The organism is Acinetobacter sp. 226, assembly GCF_048147925.1.
Taxonomy (GTDB): Bacteria; Pseudomonadota; Gammaproteobacteria; order Pseudomonadales; family Moraxellaceae; genus Acinetobacter; species Acinetobacter pecorum.
In genome coordinates this window covers 48,730-66,362 of record NZ_JAYWYX010000022.1, presented here as the reverse complement: position 1 = coordinate 66,362, position 17,633 = coordinate 48,730, and the positions used below count along the sequence as shown (strand labels likewise).

The 17,633-nt window shown below is 43.5% G+C and carries 14 protein-coding genes and 1 tRNA gene; 9 read left to right on the top strand and 6 right to left on the bottom strand.

Features of this window, described 5'->3' with window-relative positions; translation table 11 throughout:
* The first annotated feature begins 3 nt into the window (after positions 1–3).
* Both VXP95_RS11510 and VXP95_RS11505 read left to right on the top strand, forming a co-directional pair.
* Positions 4–79: transfer RNA gene (locus tag VXP95_RS11510), tRNA-Val, on the top strand.
* Between the two features lie 72 nt (positions 80–151).
* Positions 152–613: a DUF2750 domain-containing protein gene (locus VXP95_RS11505; RefSeq protein ID WP_416712058.1), complete on the top strand. Its 462-nt coding sequence runs from the start codon at positions 152–154 to the stop codon at positions 611–613.
* A gap of 24 nt (positions 614–637) precedes the next feature.
* Here VXP95_RS11505 and VXP95_RS11500 read toward each other — a convergent pair whose 3' ends face one another.
* The 4 genes from VXP95_RS11500 to yccS all read right to left on the bottom strand — a co-directional run bounded on the left by VXP95_RS11500 (position 638) and on the right by yccS (position 7,106).
* Positions 638–1,432, bottom strand: a complete 795-nt coding sequence (locus VXP95_RS11500) for a YdcF family protein (protein WP_064096402.1) — start codon at positions 1,430–1,432, stop codon at positions 638–640.
* 100 nt (positions 1,433–1,532) lie between these two features.
* On the bottom strand, positions 1,533–4,115 hold the full coding sequence (locus tag VXP95_RS11495; RefSeq protein ID WP_416712057.1) for a PepSY domain-containing protein: 2,583 nt from the start codon (positions 4,113–4,115) through the stop codon (positions 1,533–1,535).
* A 170-nt stretch (positions 4,116–4,285) separates the two neighbouring features.
* A complete protein-coding gene (locus VXP95_RS11490) occupies positions 4,286–4,846 on the bottom strand; it encodes a YcxB family protein (RefSeq protein WP_064096401.1) in 561 nt (186 codons plus the stop codon).
* A gap of 85 nt (positions 4,847–4,931) precedes the next feature.
* The gene (yccS, locus tag VXP95_RS11485) at positions 4,932–7,106 is read right to left on the bottom strand and encodes a YccS family putative transporter (protein ID WP_416681932.1); all 2,175 of its coding nucleotides are present in this window, start codon (positions 7,104–7,106) and stop codon (positions 4,932–4,934) included.
* 138 nt (positions 7,107–7,244) lie between these two features.
* Here yccS and VXP95_RS11480 point away from each other — a divergent pair, with 138 nt between their 5' ends.
* Positions 7,245–8,462, top strand: coding sequence for a multidrug effflux MFS transporter (locus tag VXP95_RS11480; protein ID WP_416712056.1), 1,218 nt, complete (start codon positions 7,245–7,247; stop codon positions 8,460–8,462).
* Between the two features lie 77 nt (positions 8,463–8,539).
* Here the strand turns inward: VXP95_RS11480 and VXP95_RS11475 are convergent, their stop codons facing one another.
* Positions 8,540–9,247, bottom strand: a complete 708-nt coding sequence (locus VXP95_RS11475; RefSeq protein WP_064096398.1) for a nitroreductase — start codon at positions 9,245–9,247, stop codon at positions 8,540–8,542.
* An 899-nt stretch (positions 9,248–10,146) separates the two neighbouring features.
* On the opposite strand from VXP95_RS11475, the gene gltS reads away from it, so the two are divergent.
* Positions 10,147–11,385 carry a sodium/glutamate symporter gene (gene gltS / locus VXP95_RS11470; protein WP_416712055.1) on the top strand — a complete coding sequence of 413 codons (1,239 nt, stop codon included), beginning with the start codon at positions 10,147–10,149 and terminating at the stop codon, positions 11,383–11,385.
* Positions 11,386–11,430: 45 nt separating this feature from the next.
* Complete coding sequence (locus VXP95_RS11465; protein WP_191730547.1) at positions 11,431–12,906, top strand: alanine/glycine:cation symporter family protein; 1,476 nt, start codon at positions 11,431–11,433, stop codon at positions 12,904–12,906.
* 54 nt (positions 12,907–12,960) lie between these two features.
* Here the strand turns inward: VXP95_RS11465 and chrA are convergent, their stop codons facing one another.
* A complete protein-coding gene (gene chrA / locus VXP95_RS11460) occupies positions 12,961–14,166 on the bottom strand; it encodes a chromate efflux transporter (RefSeq protein ID WP_416712054.1) in 1,206 nt (401 codons plus the stop codon).
* A 123-nt stretch (positions 14,167–14,289) separates the two neighbouring features.
* Between chrA and VXP95_RS11455 the strand changes: the two genes are divergently transcribed.
* The 4 genes from VXP95_RS11455 (at position 14,290) to VXP95_RS11440 (ending at position 17,615) form a co-directional block, all read left to right on the top strand.
* On the top strand, positions 14,290–15,294 hold the full coding sequence (locus VXP95_RS11455) for a patatin-like phospholipase family protein (RefSeq protein ID WP_416712053.1): 1,005 nt from the start codon (positions 14,290–14,292) through the stop codon (positions 15,292–15,294).
* 346 nt (positions 15,295–15,640) lie between these two features.
* Complete coding sequence (locus VXP95_RS11450; protein WP_416712052.1) at positions 15,641–15,817, top strand: hypothetical protein; 177 nt, start codon at positions 15,641–15,643, stop codon at positions 15,815–15,817.
* A gap of 285 nt (positions 15,818–16,102) precedes the next feature.
* Positions 16,103–16,624 carry an acyl-CoA thioesterase gene (locus VXP95_RS11445; RefSeq protein WP_064096393.1) on the top strand — a complete coding sequence of 174 codons (522 nt, stop codon included), beginning with the start codon at positions 16,103–16,105 and terminating at the stop codon, positions 16,622–16,624.
* A 427-nt stretch (positions 16,625–17,051) separates the two neighbouring features.
* Positions 17,052–17,615, top strand: a complete 564-nt coding sequence (locus VXP95_RS11440; protein ID WP_416681940.1) for a TetR/AcrR family transcriptional regulator — start codon at positions 17,052–17,054, stop codon at positions 17,613–17,615.
* Positions 17,616–17,633 lie beyond the last annotated feature (18 nt).

Here is a 17,633-nt window from a genome sequence, read left to right as displayed (position 1 = left end):
TCAGGGCGCTTAGCTCAGTTGGTAGAGCGTCTGCCTTACAAGCAGAATGTCGGCGGTTCGATCCCGTCAGCGCCCACCATATCTTCTTGCCTCAATTCTGTTTTTTCCTTAGAATCTGATTCTATTATAATAATATTAAGATTTCACGACCATGAGAAATCCCTATCAGCGCAAGGCAGCGTCCAAATTTCAACATACGGTATACAACCCTCAACAACTTTATAAACAATATATTGAAGCCATTGTTGCCAATGCTGGCATTTTTGCGCTTTATCAGGATGGCTGGGCTTTGTGTGCCACGCCTACCGGACAACGTGCATTTGCCAGCTGGCACAGTAAAGGTCTGGCGCGACTGCTCATTAAAGATAATTGGGTGAATTACGATATTCAGGAAATTAGCCTCAAGGATTTTGTAGAAAAAGTCATTCCTTTTTTACGCCAGGAAAGTACCATTGTCTCGCTTGACCTGACGCCAGAAGGGCAGAATATTCTGGTGGCACCAGAAAAACTATTACTTGATATTAAGAACTATCTGTATCAGATCTATATGCAAAAGCCGGAACTGTTTAAAAATCCGGACATGCCTTTGCCCAGACAGATTCGTTTAAATTAACTTTCCTGTTTTTCAATATTTTTTTTATTGAAATAATGAATATTCATTTAGCAGCCAGCCACTAATCAAAGCAAAATATTCACGGAGCCAGGAATTGTAGCGGATATTCTGGGGAGTGCTGGCACTCAGACTAATGACGTGTTGATAACCCTGATGTCTGGCAATGGCCCGCGCGCGAGGGCTATGAAAATCGCTGGTAACAATCGCAATGGGTTCATGTTGTCCTATATTCTGTTGTTTCAAGATCACTTGAGAATATTGCAGGTTCTGTTGGGTACTTCTGCTTTGATCTTCTAAACTGATCGGATTTTTGAGCCGCGGATAGGTCCTATGAATATAATTTTGCATGACTTCAGCTTCGCTCTGTCTTTCCCAGAGATTTCGTCCACCGGTCATGATCATCAAAATATTGGGATAGCGTTCTGCATACTTTGCTGCAGTGTCCAGACGATTTTTCAGAATGGGGGAAGGCTGACCCTGGTCAATGCCACTGCCTAATACCAGAATTGCTGTAGCGGGTTGTGTTGGAATATTGGAGTTGATCGACATCTGGATATAGGCGAAGAAGGCCGCGACACTGATGATCCAACAAAAAAAACCGCCCCAGAGACAGTTCCAGAACCATGTCCTGAACCGGGAATTCTGTTTCCAGCGCTGAATAGATGAAAAAAGCAGGGTGTACAGGATAAGTGCTCCACCAATCATGAGAAACAGGGGGATGGCAAAATGCCTCTGCCCCTGGTTCATTAACCAGATACTATATATGCAGAGAACCAAGCCAGAAATCAGGCTGAGACTTCGTTTCAGTTGCTTGAGCATCTACGTTTCCTTTTTCTTATCAATATTTTTATTATTACTTCTGTATCTTCAAATAAAAACCGGGCTCAATAGCCCGGTTTTTATTATATATCAGCTTATATTAATATACATCACGGCGATAACGGCCATCCAGACGTAATTGATCTAGCACGCTTTCACCGAGAATATCAGTCAGCGCCTGATCTACATCGCTGGCCATACCATTGATGCTACCACAGACATAGATTACTGCACCTTGAGCAATCCAGGCTTTCAGTTCTTCAGCCTGTTCACGCAGTTTATGGTGTACATAAACTTTTTGCTCCTGGTCACGAGAGAAGGCCAGATCGAGACGTTTCAGAGTTCCCATTTGCAGCCAGGCCTGAATGGTTTCTTTAAAGAAGAAATCATGTTCACGCTGACGTTCACCGAAGATCAGCCAGTTCTGGGTATAGTCCTGACGGTTACGTGCACTGAGCAGACTTAATAGTCCCGCAATACCGGTACCATTACCAATACAGATAATCGGACGGTTGTCATTAATCAGGTGGAAAGAGTCATTGCTGCGAATACGTAGTGCAACGGGTGCATTCAGCGCTGCATGTTGAGTCAACCAGCCGGAGCCCAATCCCAGATTGCCCTCGGCATCGGTTTTCTGACGCACTACCAGCCGCAAAACCTGCTGGCTTGGAATGCTGGCAATCGAGTATTCGCGCGTTGGCAAGGTCGGTAATTGAATGAGAAGCTGATCCAGAGAATCAAAAGGTTCAGCCTGAGTCAGATCACGATCCCAAAGCACCTGTTCAATGCTTTGTTGCAGAGATGGGACCTGTGTACCGGCAGCAATCTGGTATTTTTGCATAAATGCACGAATACGTTCCGGGCTATTTCCTGGCTGGATCTCGGCAATATCACCTGCCTGCCAGACGGCTTCATGCTCGGGAACCAGTTCGATATTGAAGGCAGGGGCACCTAGACTACCCGGATTCAGCAGTTCACGTTTGCTCAAGATCCACTGATCAAAAGTCTTATCAATATTCATTGCTTGCAGTTCAAGTCGAGTCACCCGTGCAAGTGCAGTATTCCACTGCTGAATATGCTCATTATTGGCATTATCTACTTCAATGGTCTTGAAAAGCTGGTGCGCACCATTCTGGTGTAGCCACTGGTCAATTCGATGACCAAAGCTGCAGTAGGTGTCCGGATATTCCCGAGAGCCCAAGGCCAATACCGCATAGCTTAAATGACTAAGATCAGCTTTTGCAGACAGGATTTTTTTCTCGAAAGAAGAGGCCCGGTCCGGTGCTTCACCCGTGCCATACGTACTGGCAACAAATAATACCTGTTCGGTTTTCTGTAACTCGTCTAGTGTGAGCTGCTGCACCGGCTTGACGGTTACAGGTTGCCGTGCCTCCTGCAGGGCAGTCGCTGTACGCCAGGCCAGTTGCTCGGAAACCCCTGTTTGTGTGGCATAAGCAATGAGCCACGGTTTGGCATTTGGATCTAAAGGCTGAATTATTGTAGCTTGACGTGCAGCCAAGGTTAGTTTTTTCTGCTTGCGACGTTTCAGATAGAGCATCCAGCCGGTCACAAAGAACAAGGGCATCAACAAGGCTGCGACCATGACAAAGAACTGGTAGATCGGACCAAAGAAACTGCCTCGATGCACCGGTAACATGCTGCTCATGATTTTTTCATTGAGCTTTTTATCTTCGTACATTTCAACTTTGGTGAATTCAGCCGTCCGGTAATTATAAGTAGCATTGTTCCGGGCGCGTTCATGCTGTACTACAGGGTCGACAAAGCTCAGCTGCATTTCGCCATCCGGTTTTTTCGGCAGGTTAAATGTCACAGTCGAGTATTTGTGAGCAAATTGAGTATTAAAACCAGCCCAGCTCAGATCCAGTGCGCGAGAGATATTTTCTGGATTCATGCCAGTTTCTTCACGTCCTTCACCACGAGCACCGCGTTCGCCACCCTGACGGCCTTCACCACGGTTATTGCCGGCATTGGCCTGCATTTCCGGTTGTGGGCGTTCCACACCCAGCACCTTAAACATACCGTTGCGCCACCAGTCATAAGACCAGTACAGGCCGGTACAGGCCAGAATCAGGTAGAAAATCACTACCCAGGTCCCCACAACCGCGTGCAGATCCCAGATAAAATTACGGCCTTTCAGTTGAGGTTTTATAAACAACCATTGCTTGATCGAATGACGTTTCGGCCAGCGCAGATAAAGGCCTGACAGTACGAAAAAGATCAGCATCAGGGTACAGGCGCCAGTAATCTGTTTACCCACCGGGCCCACTGTTAAATTACGGTGCAACTGCTGAACAAACTGGAAAAATTCCCGTCCCTTAATCTCTGGCAAGACTTCTGCGGTATATGGATTGACCATGATGTTCTGGCCACGCCGTGCACCTTCTTTAGCAACATTTACAGCACTTGAAGCACTTGGGTCTTGTGCCACGGTAATACTGTTGATCTTCATGTCAGGTGCAGTATGGTTAAAGTGCTGATATAGCTGGGCAGGCGTAAGTTTGTCACGTTGTTGAACCTGAACCGTATAACTGTCGCTATTCATCCATTTTAATATTTGTTGTTCATAGGAATAGATTGCGCCAGTGACCCCCATTATCGAGAGGATTAAACCTGCTGTAATCCCCAGAAACCAGTGGATTTGGAAAAATGTCTTTTTAATCATGGTGGTCAGATTAAGGGTAAGCGATAAAAATAATGCCAAAATTATAACTGAAATTTAAGCCTAAATTATAGATGTTGAAGATAATATTTATTCTCATTATCATTCAATATTGTGTGATTAAAAAAACCTCCATGCCGAGGCAGGAGGTTTTTTATGAAAGAATGAAGCAGTTAAATTTGTTTTGCCGGACCGACTTCTGCTTCAAGATGTTTGCGAATCGTGGCAAAAGAAAAGTTTTTGCTATCCAGACGTTTAGGCAGGATGTATGCACCTTGCTGGCCTTTAACCTTGAAATTGACCAACATAAATTCTGGTGTGTTGTACCATTCATAGATGTCTTTCCAGCTAATCGCGCCAACACCTTCTTGCATACCCATTTTCTGGCGCATCACGATACCGTGCGGCTGTACGCCCAGGCGAACGCCCTTGATTTCCTGAACCGGAAATTCATTCATCTTGCGTTTAACATACCATTCCAGACCAAAGGTACGGATCAGGTAATACAACACCACACAGACAATCGCTACCCAGCAGAACACGGTAGAGTAGTTCTTCAGAAGCAGAATGCCCAGAATAGAAAGTGCAACAACAGCACCCATAATCAGCCATGCTTTCATGCCAATTTTATTGGTACTACGCCAGATCACCAGCTGAGCATGACGTTGCTCGGCTTCTGAAATTTCATAGTTCACAGGCTGGAGGGTATAAGCGTATAAATTTTTCGCGGTCATAGGGAAACTAGCAGATTTTAAACTGTAAAAAGTTTAGCATTAATTGTACCAATTCAGTGAGTATATTGTTCCAAAATCAGCCAAATTATAATGAACCCAATTCTGTTGCCTGTTCATCCCACTCATGACTTAAACTTTGTTTGAGCTGGCTTAACTGATTTAAAATGCTAAACATTAAAGACAGTTGCTGCAAAATGATCAGGGATTTCTGATCTTGCTCCCGTTCATGAGACAGACGCTGTCGAATATTCACAATCATATTCTGTGTACTCGAATCGGGCATTTCATCTTGCAGCAATGCATCACGAATATTATCCAGTGCGTGGTCCAGTAGATTCAGGATGTCCTGATCTTCAATTTTTCCCCGATGCGCTCCCAGTGCAGCAATATAACTGATAAAAGTATGGTTCAGACACAGGAACTCAAAGGCCAGTGATTTTTGTACCGGATCAATATCGGGCTCTGTGGCCAGTGTTGAAATCAGTGAAGCCACCTCGGCATCGGTATTGTGGGCAGCACGGCGGACAATCCGATATTGCAGACCATTATTACGTCCCGATTTATACTGCTCGATGACTTCATTCAAATAATTGACTTCTGCCTGCAAGCTGCGTTTGATACTGCGGGGTAAACGTCGGAACTTCCAGTCCGGAAAAATAAAGCTGACACCGAACCAGGCAATCGCACAGCCAATTAAGGTGTCAATCATCCTTGGAATGGCCGCAGCAAAGCCCATACCATCCAGATTGAAGTTGATCAGCGCTAAAATTGTGATAAAGGCAGTGGCTTGTGCATACTGTTTACTACGCAATTCAAAGAACAGAATTCCGCTCAGTACCAGAAGTAATAACTGTCCTTCGATGGAGGGCACAAAATACAGAATGGCATAACCGAGAATAATCCCGACCAAAGTACCGATAATGCGCAGACGTAAACGGCGTTTGGTGGCGTTAAAGTTTGGCTGGCTGACAAAAAGGGCGGTCAATAAAATCCAGTAGCCATATTCAATATTACTGACCTGTACGAAGATATAGCTGATCAGCAGAACAATCGACAGGCGGATGGCATGCCGGAACAGCACCGATTCTGGGGTCAGATGCTGTTTAATTCGAACCTTGATGTCATCCCAGCCTTTCAGGTCATCATCTTTGAGCTGGTTTTCAATATGTTTGAAACGTTCAGACTTGATACTCTGTTCGGTTTCCAGGTTGCGTAGCTGGGCATCAATCGATTTAAGGTTCTGAAACAGCGAAAATAGGGCGTTGATCCAGACCTGGTCATAATGCTGATCCTGACGTAATTTATCTAGCGACAGTCTCAGGTTATCAAATGCATGCTTAAAACGCTGGTTATGTACATAAGGTTTGCGCTGCAGCAAACTTTCACTCAGATCCTTACAGGCCTTGCCCTGGATTGACATGATACGCTGGAAGCGGAACAGGATATCGCTATGCTGGAAAATCTTGGCCAGTTTTTGATAGTCAATATGTGCCGAATCGGCACGTTCGTGAATATCCTGCGCAACAAAATAATACTGCAAACTGCGACGGGTATCTTTTTGCCCACGGTCACCTTTCAGACGGGTCAGAAGGGCGGTTTTCATTTCGTTAAAAATGGTAATCAGCTTGCCATTTTCCATCGACAGTTCAATCATGCTCTGCTGATAGCTTTTAGGGGTCATATCCACATCAAAAAGATTGGATTTGGCATATAAAAAGTCACCGAGCGCAGAATAGGAGATGGCAAGCTTGTCTTGCGCCAGTCGGGTAGGGAAGACCAGGAAACTCAGCGTTGACAGCAAGCCATACCACATCGCGCCAATCACCAGCAGGCCAGCCTGCTTATACCATTCATCAAACAGCTCCACCCCGAGCATCGAGTAAACGGAAATGACCAGACAACCATAGGAAATCGTGGCATAGCGCCTGCCAAGAGAACCTAGCAGAATCAGTGCAATACAGGACACAATCAATGCCAAGGCAAACAGGACTGGATGTGGATAAAGCAGATATACCCCAACCGCCGTAATAAAGAAGCCAATATAGGTGTAGAGCAGATTTAAAATCCGCACAGAAAAGCGGTCATCAATATCGCTTAAACCGGCTGCAACCACCCCTAAAGTCAGTGGAATGGTCAATAATTGTTGTCCCATAAAATAGGGGACAAAGGCAGTACCTGCAAATGCCGTCATCATGCGCAGGTTATACATTAAGGTCGTGTTATAGGTAGTTTGCTTGAGACGAGTGAGCCAAGATTTCAAAGGTCGTCCTTTATGCTGCAGTTTTACAGCTGAATCTGAATATACTAATGAAAATAGTAGATTTATAAATCTTCATTTCAGGCTAAATCATACTATGCACTGTGTTAATTTGTCTGCATATTAGCGCTTTAAATCTTCATGCTTATGACATCGAATAAAATAGTACAACAACCTTATGCCATGTCCTGGATTGTGTTGCTGGCAGCACTGAGTGCGCTCGGGCCTTTATCCATTGATATGTATCTTTCTGCCTTGCCGGCCATGGCTGCAGATTTTGGTGTCAGTACTCAAATGGTTTCCAATAGCCTGCCGGCCTATTTCTTTGGTCTGGCTGTCGGACAGCTGATTTATGGACCGATCAGTGACCGGATTGGACGTAAACCGCCACTGTATTTTGGGCTGTGCTTATACATTGGGGCAAGTTTGCTGTGTGTCTTTGTGCAGGATGAATGGAGTCTGATCACTGCCCGGATTTTACAAGCTCTCGGTGGCTGTGTTGGCGTGGTCATGGCACGTGCTGCAATTCGTGACCGTCTGGATATGCACTCAGCAGCTCAGGCCTTTGCCAGCATGATGATTGTGACTGCGATTGCACCAATTATTGCCCCGAGTCTGGGGGCCTGGATACTAAAATTTTATGAATGGAACACGATATTTCTGGTATTGATGGGCTGTGGTTTGCTGAGTCTGGCTTGTGTGCACTTTCTTTTTAAAGAAACCTTGGAACCAGAACGCCGTCTCAAGCTGAATTTTCAACAGGTATTAAGCCTATACCGTAGCATTTTTCAGGATCCCAGCTTTCGGCGCCCGCTTTATGCCGGCTGTTTTTCCGGTGCGGTGATGTTCTGTTATATCAGTGCTTCTTCGGCCATTTTGATGGATCGTTATCAGCTCACCGAGCAGCAGTTTGCCTATGCTTTTGGTGCAAATGCGGTCGGCATCATGCTGTTTTCGACATTGAATAAGCGGCTGGCCGGACGTTTCTCGATATTGCAGCGCCTGAAGATCGGCAGCTATCTGCAGTTTGCCGGTGTGTCAGCTTTAATCCTGCTGGGCTGGCTGGACGTAAACTCTGTGCTCTGGGTACTGCCAGGCATGTTTGTCATAGTGGCAGCCATCGGTTTTACTGGTCCGAATGCCATGGCTCTGGCAATGGCTGAACAGGGCGAACGGGCAGGAACCGCCAGTGCCATTATGGGAAGTATGCAATTTGTCTGTGGATTACTGGGCGGCGTATTACTGAATTTTATGCTCTGGCAGGCTTTACTGAATATGGCATTGATCATGCTGGTTTTTGTCTGTATTTCTGCTTGGACAATTTTTAAAATAAAAATGCCCAGCCTAAAAAATGCATAGATGCTGGCTGTTCTCTCAGGCAATAAAAATACTGATCCGGACAGAGGGCTAAGTCAATTAACTTAGCCCTGCCTGCCTCACTCTTCGATAAACACGGCAAATTCCTCTACGGGAACGCGCGGGGTAATAAAGCTGTTAACAATCTGCTCTGGATCGGCATAGCCCAGTGCCATACCGCAGACCAGCTCTTCATCGGCTGGAGCACCCACCAGATCAAGTACGATCGGGTGAAAATGATTCCAGGCAGCCTGCGGGCAAGTGTCCAGACCGCGGGCTTTTGCGGCCAGCATGACATTCTGGATCATCATTGAAACATCCATTTTGGAACCAATCGCCAAAGAACGATGGACAGTAAAGAACAGGCCGACAGGCGCATCAAATAGTTCAAAATTGCGTAACTGCTGACGTGCCATTTTTTCCTTTTCGCCTTTTTGAATGTTAAGCAAGCCATATAAACCCCAGCCATTTTCACGACGACGTTCAATAAATGGCGAGATCCATTGTTCAGGATAATAGGCAAAAGTTTCCTGATACTGCTGTGACAATTCCGGATTTGCATAGATTTGCATTTGTGCCTGACAGACACGTTGCACGATTTCATCGCGCTTTTTGCCAGTTACCACATACACTTTCCAGGGTTGGGTATTGGTGCCTGAAGGGGCACGGCTGGCAACGGCCAAAATCTCTTTTAAGGTGTCGGTATTCACGGGTGTATTTAAAAAAGCACGTACTGAATGACGAGAGGTAATGGTGTGATCTACCGCATGAACAAAATTTTGATCCATTGTAAAGTCCAGTCAAATATCCTTATTGAGTTGGCAATGACTATAAACTAAACAAACAGAAGGGGGGATAGGAAAAATTCATTGTTTACCGGCTGATAAAAATGATTTATCCAAAAAATGGCCAAAGAGCACTTATTTGGCCTTCCAAAATACGAGTTTAGTCCTCTAAATGATTAGAATAAAGATCGTTATGAAAATTGTCTTTAAGTGAAAAAAATAGCTTAAATCCCAAGTGTTTGAACAATTTAACAATAACAATTTCACACAGAGAACACATTTATTTTGCCTGAAAATCGAGTTAATTTAATTTCAGGATTCTGGTGTTATTCTGTTTTGAGTAAGAGACTAATATTTTTTTTGAATTAAAAGATAGTTTAATCTTCATATAAAAAATGAGAACTTATAATTATTTTTTATAGTTTTATTAACTATTGCTAATAAAAAACAATATAACGTTATACAAAGAAACAGCATAATGTACGACTTTTCATCTTAATTCATGCTTTGCATGATCAAGATCTGTTTGAAATAACGCTATTCCAGATGGCTTGAATGAAGCCTTTAGGTTGAAAGCACTCATCAATCAGTGAATGTTTTTTGAGCTTAAAACACAGTTTTTTTATTAGCATGTATGTCTGTTTGAAGATTGCCTGCAATTTTCCAAAAGACTGAGTATCGGAATAGAAATGGTGTTGCTTTTATAAATCTCTCATTTGTTGAATATGATCGTGACGATGATATTCATAAGTTTGAAAGAGATGATAAACGTTTTGTTTTCTAAAGGTCATAGATTAAATCCGGATGTAACGGATGCATATCTAATGAGAGAGCTAGACATATAGTCAACTCTACGACTTTTAGAATAATAAAAAATTCAGAATCATCTTGGGCAAAAAATTATGGATTTTACTTTTAACGCATTTTATACCCTGATTGCCGCAGTGATTGTTTTATTACTTGGGCGGTTCCTGGTTAATAAAATCGCTTTTTTAAAGCGCTACAACATTCCTGAGCCGGTTGCAGGCGGTTTGGTTGCTGCGATCATCTCATTACTGGTGCATTCACTGTGGGGATACAGCATCACCACCAGTTCAGAGCTACAAACCAGTTTTATGTTGATCTTCTTTGCCTCGATCGGTCTGAGTGCCAACTTTTCCAAGTTGCGTGAAGGCGGTGTCGGTCTGGTAATTTTCTTGTTTGCTATATCGATTTTTATTGTTTTGCAAAATGCAGTCGGTATGAGTCTGGCAACACTGCTTGGTATTGACCCACTGATTGGCCTGATTGCAGGCTCAGTTACCTTAACCGGCGGTCATGGTACTGCGGGTGCATGGGGGGAGATTTTTGAAGTTGAACATGGCATTCAGGGTGCTTTGGCACTGGGTATGGCCAGTGCGACTTTCGGTCTGATCATCGGCGGGATCATTGGTGGACCTTTGGCCAAGTTGCTGATCAACCGTTATAACCTGGCTACTGCACGTACCGATCAGCAGATCGAAAAGCGTGACAACACCCCAATGGATAGCACTTCAGAGGAATACGTACAATTTGAATATCCACATCGTCTGCGTCTGATTACTGCCGATAATGCAATTACCACATTGGGCCTGTTTGCAGGCTGTTTGGCTTTTGCAGAGTTTATGACAGGTTTCAGTAAAGGTACTGCTTTTGAACTGCCAACATTTGTCTGGGCATTGGGCGGCGGTGTACTCCTGCGTAATGTACTGGAAGGCATTTTCAAGGTTCAGATTTTTGATCGCGCGATTGATGTGTTTGGTAATGCTTCATTGTCACTGTATTTGGCGATGGCATTATTGTCGTTAAAATTATGGCAATTGGCTGACCTTGCAGGACCACTCATGGTGATTCTGGGTGCGCAAACCATCACGATGGCTTTGTATGCAGCTTTCGTCACTTTCCGTATCATGGGCAAAAACTATGATGCTGCGGTACTTGCAGCGGGTCATTGTGGTTTTGGTATGGGTGCAACGCCAACAGCGGTTGCCAATATGCAGGCAATTACCAATATGTACGGTGCATCGCATAAAGCCTTCCTGATCGTGCCATTATGTGGCGCATTCTTTGTTGATTTGATCAATGCCACTGTTATTCAGATGATTTTGAAGTTTTTTGCATGATTTTTATGCTTGATACGATGAGTCATAGGCTCATAAGGACGTGACATGAATGATCAGTTAAATGAAACCTTGCTGGGCTGGATTAATGCCCTGAATGGCCCTTTATGGGACTTTTTGGTTGTGTTTCTGGTCGCAGTCGGTATTTTCTATACTGTAGCGACAGGTGCAGTTCAAATTCGCTTGTTCTGGCACAGTATGAAAGTGATGAAGGGCAGCCGTGGCAAGGTCAGAGATGCGCATGGTATTACGCCATTCCAGGCCTTTGTTACTGGTCTTGCTAGCCGGGTCGGGGTAGGTAATGTCGCGGGTGTTGCAATTGCAATTGCGATTGGCGGGCCGGGTGCCGTGTTCTGGATGTGGTTTACTGCCTTTCTGGGCATGAGCTCTGCTTTAGTTGAATCCTCACTGGCACAGCTGTTTAAAGTCAGGGATAGTAAGACCCAGCAATTCCGTGGTGGGCCTGCCTATTATATTACCCAAGGTTTGAAGCAGAAATGGCTGGGGATTGTCTTTGCGATTGCATTGATCACCACTTATGGCTTTGTATTCAATGCCGTTCAGGCCAATGCGATTATTGGGGCAACCTCTCATGCCTGGGGCTGGAATCAGGCCAATGTCATTTTACCATTGGGCGGATTTGATTTTGAAATTTCCTGGATTGGATTGGTTCTGGTCGTAATGACAGCCCTGATCATTTTTGGTGGAATCAAACGGATTGCTAAAGTCGCTGAACGCTTTGTACCGCTCATGGCGGTACTCTATCTGGCAGTGGCCCTGTATATTGCAGTAATCAATTACGATATCTTGCCATCGATTTTCCAGCTTATTTTCACTAAAGCCTTTGAGTTTGAAGCTGCTGCTGGCGGTTTCTTTGGTGCTATGGTATCTATGGCGATGATGATGGGCATTAAGCGTGGTCTGTTCTCTAACGAAGCCGGTATGGGTTCAGCACCGAATGCTGCTGCGGCATCTGATGCCAAGCATCCAGTGAATCAGGGTCTGATCCAAATGCTGGGTGTATTTGTTGATACCTTTGTGGTCTGCACATGTACCGCCATTATTATTCTGGTTTCAGGTGTATATGAAAATGCAGGCTTTGAAGGGGTGACTTTGACCCAGATGGCACTTGAAAGCCAGATTGGTGCTTGGGGTGATGATTTCCTGGCGCTAATTCTGTTCCTGTTTGCCTATTCTTCGATTATTGGTAACTATGCTTATGCCGAAGGCAACGTTCAGTTCATCAATAACAATAGTTGGGTCATGTTGATTTTCCGCTTATTTGTATTGGTGATGGTGTATTTCGGTTCGATCGCGAGTGTGCCATTGATCTGGAATATGGCAGATCTGTTTATGGGCGTGATGGCAAGTATCAACCTGATTTCAATCCTGTTGCTGATGCCTTTCCTGTTGATGCTTCTCAAAGACTATACCGGTCAGCTGAAGCGTGGTGTGAAGGAACCTGAATTTAAACTGGATAACCATCCTAAATTTAAAGACAAGGTTAAATCAGATATCTGGTAAGACTTGAAGCAAAAAGCCCCGAACATTCGGGGCTTTTTTGTGCCAAATTTTTATTTAGAAGAAATTTAAGTAACTTTGATAAAGCACGAAGCCGAAAATCAGGCTGAACCAGACTGGTAGTTTTGAACGTAGCAGGGTAATCATCACCGCGACAAAGACCAGATCGGAGCCATAACTAAAATAACGTTGTGAAAGATCCAGCAATAAATACAGTAACAGCCCCACCACGGCAGCATTGATGCCCATCACCGCCTGATAAATATGGCGCTGCTGTATCAGCCATGACCAGTAGGGTAAGGTGGCAAAAATCAGAAAAAATGAAGGTAAAAATATTGTACAGGTCGCTAGCACTGCATTCAGCCAGACATAAGGCGTCCAAGGCAGCAAAGCGCCAATATAACTGGCAAAACTGAATAAAGGCCCCGGCATCAGCTGGGCAAATGCATAGCCAAGATCAAAAGATTGTGCACTGACTAAACCGGTTGTGACAAAGTCCTGATATAGCAAAGGCAGAATCACATGACCACCACCAAATACCAATGAACCGGTTTGATAGAAATTGGAAAAAAATAGCAGGTCTGATTCACCCCATAATTTTCCAGCTAAGGGGAGCAGAACAAACGGCAAGATAAATGCCAGCAGCCAATAGGGTGCAGTGGCAGATCGAATATATGGCGAGCTGATTGCCATTTTATTGATTTCTTTGGGTTTCGAATCTGATTGAGAAAAATGTCCCGCCAAGATTCCACAGATCGCACCCAACATAATCACCAGGATCTGGTTAAAACTCACTGAGACTACCATCAGTAATACCACCGAGAGGATTAAGACCGCATATTGCCAAGCCGTTTTACAGAAGCTTCTCAGCATTTGCCAGAAAGCCCAGGCGATGACAGAAAATACAATTAACTGGATGGTATGAAAGCAGTTTGAGTTTAAAATATGAAAATAGCTTTGACCCAAGAGCGCTACCAAGGCCATCAGAATCATAGAGGGTAGGGTAAAACCCAGCCATGCGATCACGGCACCGCTATAGCTACGTTGTAGATAGCCGATCGATAATCCCACCTGACTGCTACTCGGCCCGGGTAAAAGTTGCGCCAAGGCGACCAGTTGACTGTATTGGGTGTCATTCAGCCATTGCAGTTGGGTGACAAATTTTCGGTGAAAAAATATCAAATGTGCCGCTGGACCGCCAAATGAAATGCAGCCCAGTTGCAGGAAAATCAGGAAAATCCGGTACAGCGAGGTCGAAGGCATGTGGCTATAGGAAAAATGAAGATAAAGTAGCTGAACTGTATGACAGTTTAACGAAATTCTACAGACTATTTATGCATGTGTTTATACACTATGCTGCTTTAGATTAATGAGGACATTCTCTGCATGCAGAAATATGCGTTGAGTATGGTAATACTGAGTGTACTTGGCCTAAGTGGTTGCCAAACGACCCAAATGACAGCCCCGTCGGCTACCAGTTCTCTGCAAGCTGCTGCACAACGCGGAGAAGCTCAGGCACGTCCGAATCAAATTGATTTTCAAAAGATCAAGCAGACCCAACAACGTCCAGTGATTGCTTTGGTTCTGGGCAGTGGCGGTGCGCGTGGTTATGCACATATTGGTGTGCTGGAAGTACTGGAACAAGCAGGTATTCAACCCGATTTTATTGTCGGAACCAGTGCGGGCAGCATCGTGGGCTCCCTTTATGCGAGTGGCAAGCCGGCGATTGAACTGCGCAATATTGCCTTAACGATGCGACCCAATGATGTCCGTGATATCAAACTGGCTAAAAAAGGCTTTTTTGATGGCAAAAAAGTTGAAGACTATGTCAATTTACAGGTCGATCAGACACCGCTTGAAGCCATGAAAATCCCGATGTTTGTCGTAGCCACGGCACTTAAAGAAGGTAAAAAAGTGGTCTTTAACTATGGCAATACCGGACAGGCAGTACGGGCTTCAGTCTCGATTCCAAGTATGTTTATTCCAACCGTTATTCAAGGTAAAGAATATGTGGATGGTGGGCTGGTCAGCCCGGTACCCGTAGATGTGGCGCGTGACCTGGGAGCCGATATTGTGATTGCGGTGGATATTCTGGCACAGCCTATTCATACCGAAACCAGCAATGTCTGGGGACTGTTTAATCAGAACATCAATATTATGCAGCAACATCTGGCGCATGAAGAATTAAAGCATGCAGATGTGGTGATTCAGCCAGATCTGCGTGAAAAAGGCCATATTTTTGATGTGCGTGGCAGAGAGTTGACCATGCAGGCTGGTATTGAGGCAGCTCAATTAAAGTTGATGGAAATTTCACAGGCCTATCAAAAACACGACTATGCCCGAGGGCACCGTATTCCGCAGTTTGTGGTCAAGGATCATTACTCCCAATAAATCTCTTACATGAATTTTCTGAATATTGCCATTTTATCAAAGGAGAAGATGGGGATATTCAGTACTAGGATTAAACATTATCAGCTTTAATAGCTCACTAATTGTTATGAAAGATGAGATAAGTGCTGATGTCTATAAGTAGCTTTAACTTTTTATCAAATACAAAACTAATTTGAAATATAAGCTATTGAATTATAAATTTATTACTTTAAGACATAAGCTTTATTAATTCTGATTTCTAATTTTAACATTATTATTCGTATACTTAAGTTGATCAAATATTCAAAAATTCCCCCGTTCATGCCAGAATGTAGTTAAAACAGAACACTCAGCAGATGTAGACAGCATGACACATATAGAAATTGGACATCAGGTCAAACTGGCACAATTCGAACATTATATTTTTACAGTAACAGCTGCCCATCAGGACGGTTCTTTCACTGTTGAAACCATCTTGGATGGCCAACAAATTTTGAGCTATCAAAATGTAGTTCAGGAAATGCTCAGACTACTAAAGCTTTAAATTTCTAATAATTTCCCTCTATTTTTTAAGTATTTGGATTGATGGAGGGATAGTATGGATGATTCAATTACAGGCCTGTCAGCCCTTGGTTAAACAGGTATTGAATAATTTATACTTTGTTTTTAATTCACATTTTAAGCAATTAAATATATTTTTTTCTGTATGAACACATTTTCTATATCAATAATTATGATGCCCGATTTGCCGAATTGAACATTTTATTCACGTTAAAAACGCTATAATAATAAATGATAACCTTATCATTCAAAGAGTTCAAAGAAAACGATGGCCCCTTTAGATCAAATTGCAGCATTAGCAGATGACCAGTCAGAGTTAACGATGTCAGTTCTCATGACGCCAGATATGGCAAATTTTTCAGGTAATGTTCATGGTGGAACCATTCTGAAATTATTGGATCAGGTGGCGTATGCGTGTGCAAGTCGCTATTCGGGTAGTTATGTTGTGACCTTATCTGTAGACAAGGTGAATTTTAAAGAGCCAATTCATGTCGGTGAACTGGTAACATTTTTGGCCAGTGTTAACCATGTTGGTCGTACCTCAATGGAAATTGGTATTCGTGTAGAAGCACAGAATATTCAAAAGAGAACCGTGCGTCATACCAATAGCTGTTATTTCACGATGGTGGCAGTAGATGAGCATGGTAAACCCAAACAGATTCCAGCTTTAAACTTGAACAATGACTGGAAGCGTTGCCGTTTTGAGGCAGCCGAACAGCGCAAAATAGCGCGTTTACAAGAGAACCATCATCCCTCATGCAGCATTTATAAAAAGACCGCACAAAGTTAAATATAGAAATAACCTCTTAATCATTTATAGTGAATAACGTTGTTTTTCTTTTCAAATTCAATTGATGCAGTCTAGATGCTACTTTTGTTTCGGCAAAATAAAAAATGGAGCTTCGCAAGAAACCTGTCTTGCGGAGCAATACTCTTCGCTAAAAAACTGGTTTGCTAACATTCAGTTTTTTAATCTGTCGTGAAAACATCTATTGTCTGATTAAGTCCTGTCTCAAATACGGAAATGACGTTTCCATATATCTAATTTCTATCAGCATTAAAATAATAAAAATCAGTCAATTTCTTTTCTATTCTTCCTTAATCTTTTGAAGTTCTTTTTTTGTATTAATTTTAGTTTATGGCTGGAGCTTTATAACATTTTATTCTAATATAAAACGATACGTATCGTTTCGTTTTTAAGGCTTAAGCAGAAAAATATGAGTAATGACGAGAGAAGTTCCCGACGACAGCAATGCATTTTACAGGCAGTCGCAGATGCGCTAGCAGAATGTGAATATCATCAGCTGACCATTGAAGATGTGGCTGCACGCGCTGGCGTAGGCAAGTCCACGATTTATCGCTGGTGGAAGCATAAATCGGAACTGGTATTGGATACTTTTAAGCAACAGACCGCTTCAGTATTTGAACTGGATACCTCCAAAAGTTTGAAAAGCAATCTTATTCAACAACTCGTTTTTTTATCAGAGGCACTGAATCATCCAGTAGGGCGGGCTTTACTGGTGGTCATTGCCAATCACCGGGAACTGGCAGGTGGATTTTTTCAGCAATATCTTTTACCTCGGCGACAACAGATTCATCAACTGATTCAGCAAGCGATTGAACGCGGAGAAATCCGTGCGGATTATCCTTTTGATTTGATGCTGGATACCTTGTACGGCCCGATTCATTACCAGATCATTTTTTTCAACCGCATTCCAGATGAACACTATATCCAGAATCTGGTCGAGTTGGTGCTGAATCCTGCTGCTGTTCAAGCCTGAGTTTGATCTTATTTCTTA

Coding starts and splice junctions, on each gene's coding strand:
- VXP95_RS11505 (WP_416712058.1), top strand. CDS start 152: ATGAGAAATCCCTATCAGCGCAAGGCAGCGTCCAAATTTCAACATACG.
- VXP95_RS11500 (WP_064096402.1), bottom strand. CDS start 1,432: ATGCTCAAGCAACTGAAACGAAGTCTCAGCCTGATTTCTGGCTTGGTT.
- VXP95_RS11495 (WP_416712057.1), bottom strand. CDS start 4,115: ATGATTAAAAAGACATTTTTCCAAATCCACTGGTTTCTGGGGATTACA.
- VXP95_RS11490 (WP_064096401.1), bottom strand. CDS start 4,846: ATGACCGCGAAAAATTTATACGCTTATACCCTCCAGCCTGTGAACTAT.
- VXP95_RS11480 (WP_416712056.1), top strand. CDS start 7,245: ATGCTTATGACATCGAATAAAATAGTACAACAACCTTATGCCATGTCC.
- VXP95_RS11475 (WP_064096398.1), bottom strand. CDS start 9,247: ATGGATCAAAATTTTGTTCATGCGGTAGATCACACCATTACCTCTCGT.
- gltS (WP_416712055.1), top strand. CDS start 10,147: ATGGATTTTACTTTTAACGCATTTTATACCCTGATTGCCGCAGTGATT.
- VXP95_RS11465 (WP_191730547.1), top strand. CDS start 11,431: ATGAATGATCAGTTAAATGAAACCTTGCTGGGCTGGATTAATGCCCTG.
- chrA (WP_416712054.1), bottom strand. CDS start 14,166: ATGCCTTCGACCTCGCTGTACCGGATTTTCCTGATTTTCCTGCAACTG.
- VXP95_RS11455 (WP_416712053.1), top strand. CDS start 14,290: ATGCAGAAATATGCGTTGAGTATGGTAATACTGAGTGTACTTGGCCTA.
- VXP95_RS11450 (WP_416712052.1), top strand. CDS start 15,641: ATGACACATATAGAAATTGGACATCAGGTCAAACTGGCACAATTCGAA.
- VXP95_RS11445 (WP_064096393.1), top strand. CDS start 16,103: ATGGCCCCTTTAGATCAAATTGCAGCATTAGCAGATGACCAGTCAGAG.
- VXP95_RS11440 (WP_416681940.1), top strand. CDS start 17,052: ATGAGTAATGACGAGAGAAGTTCCCGACGACAGCAATGCATTTTACAG.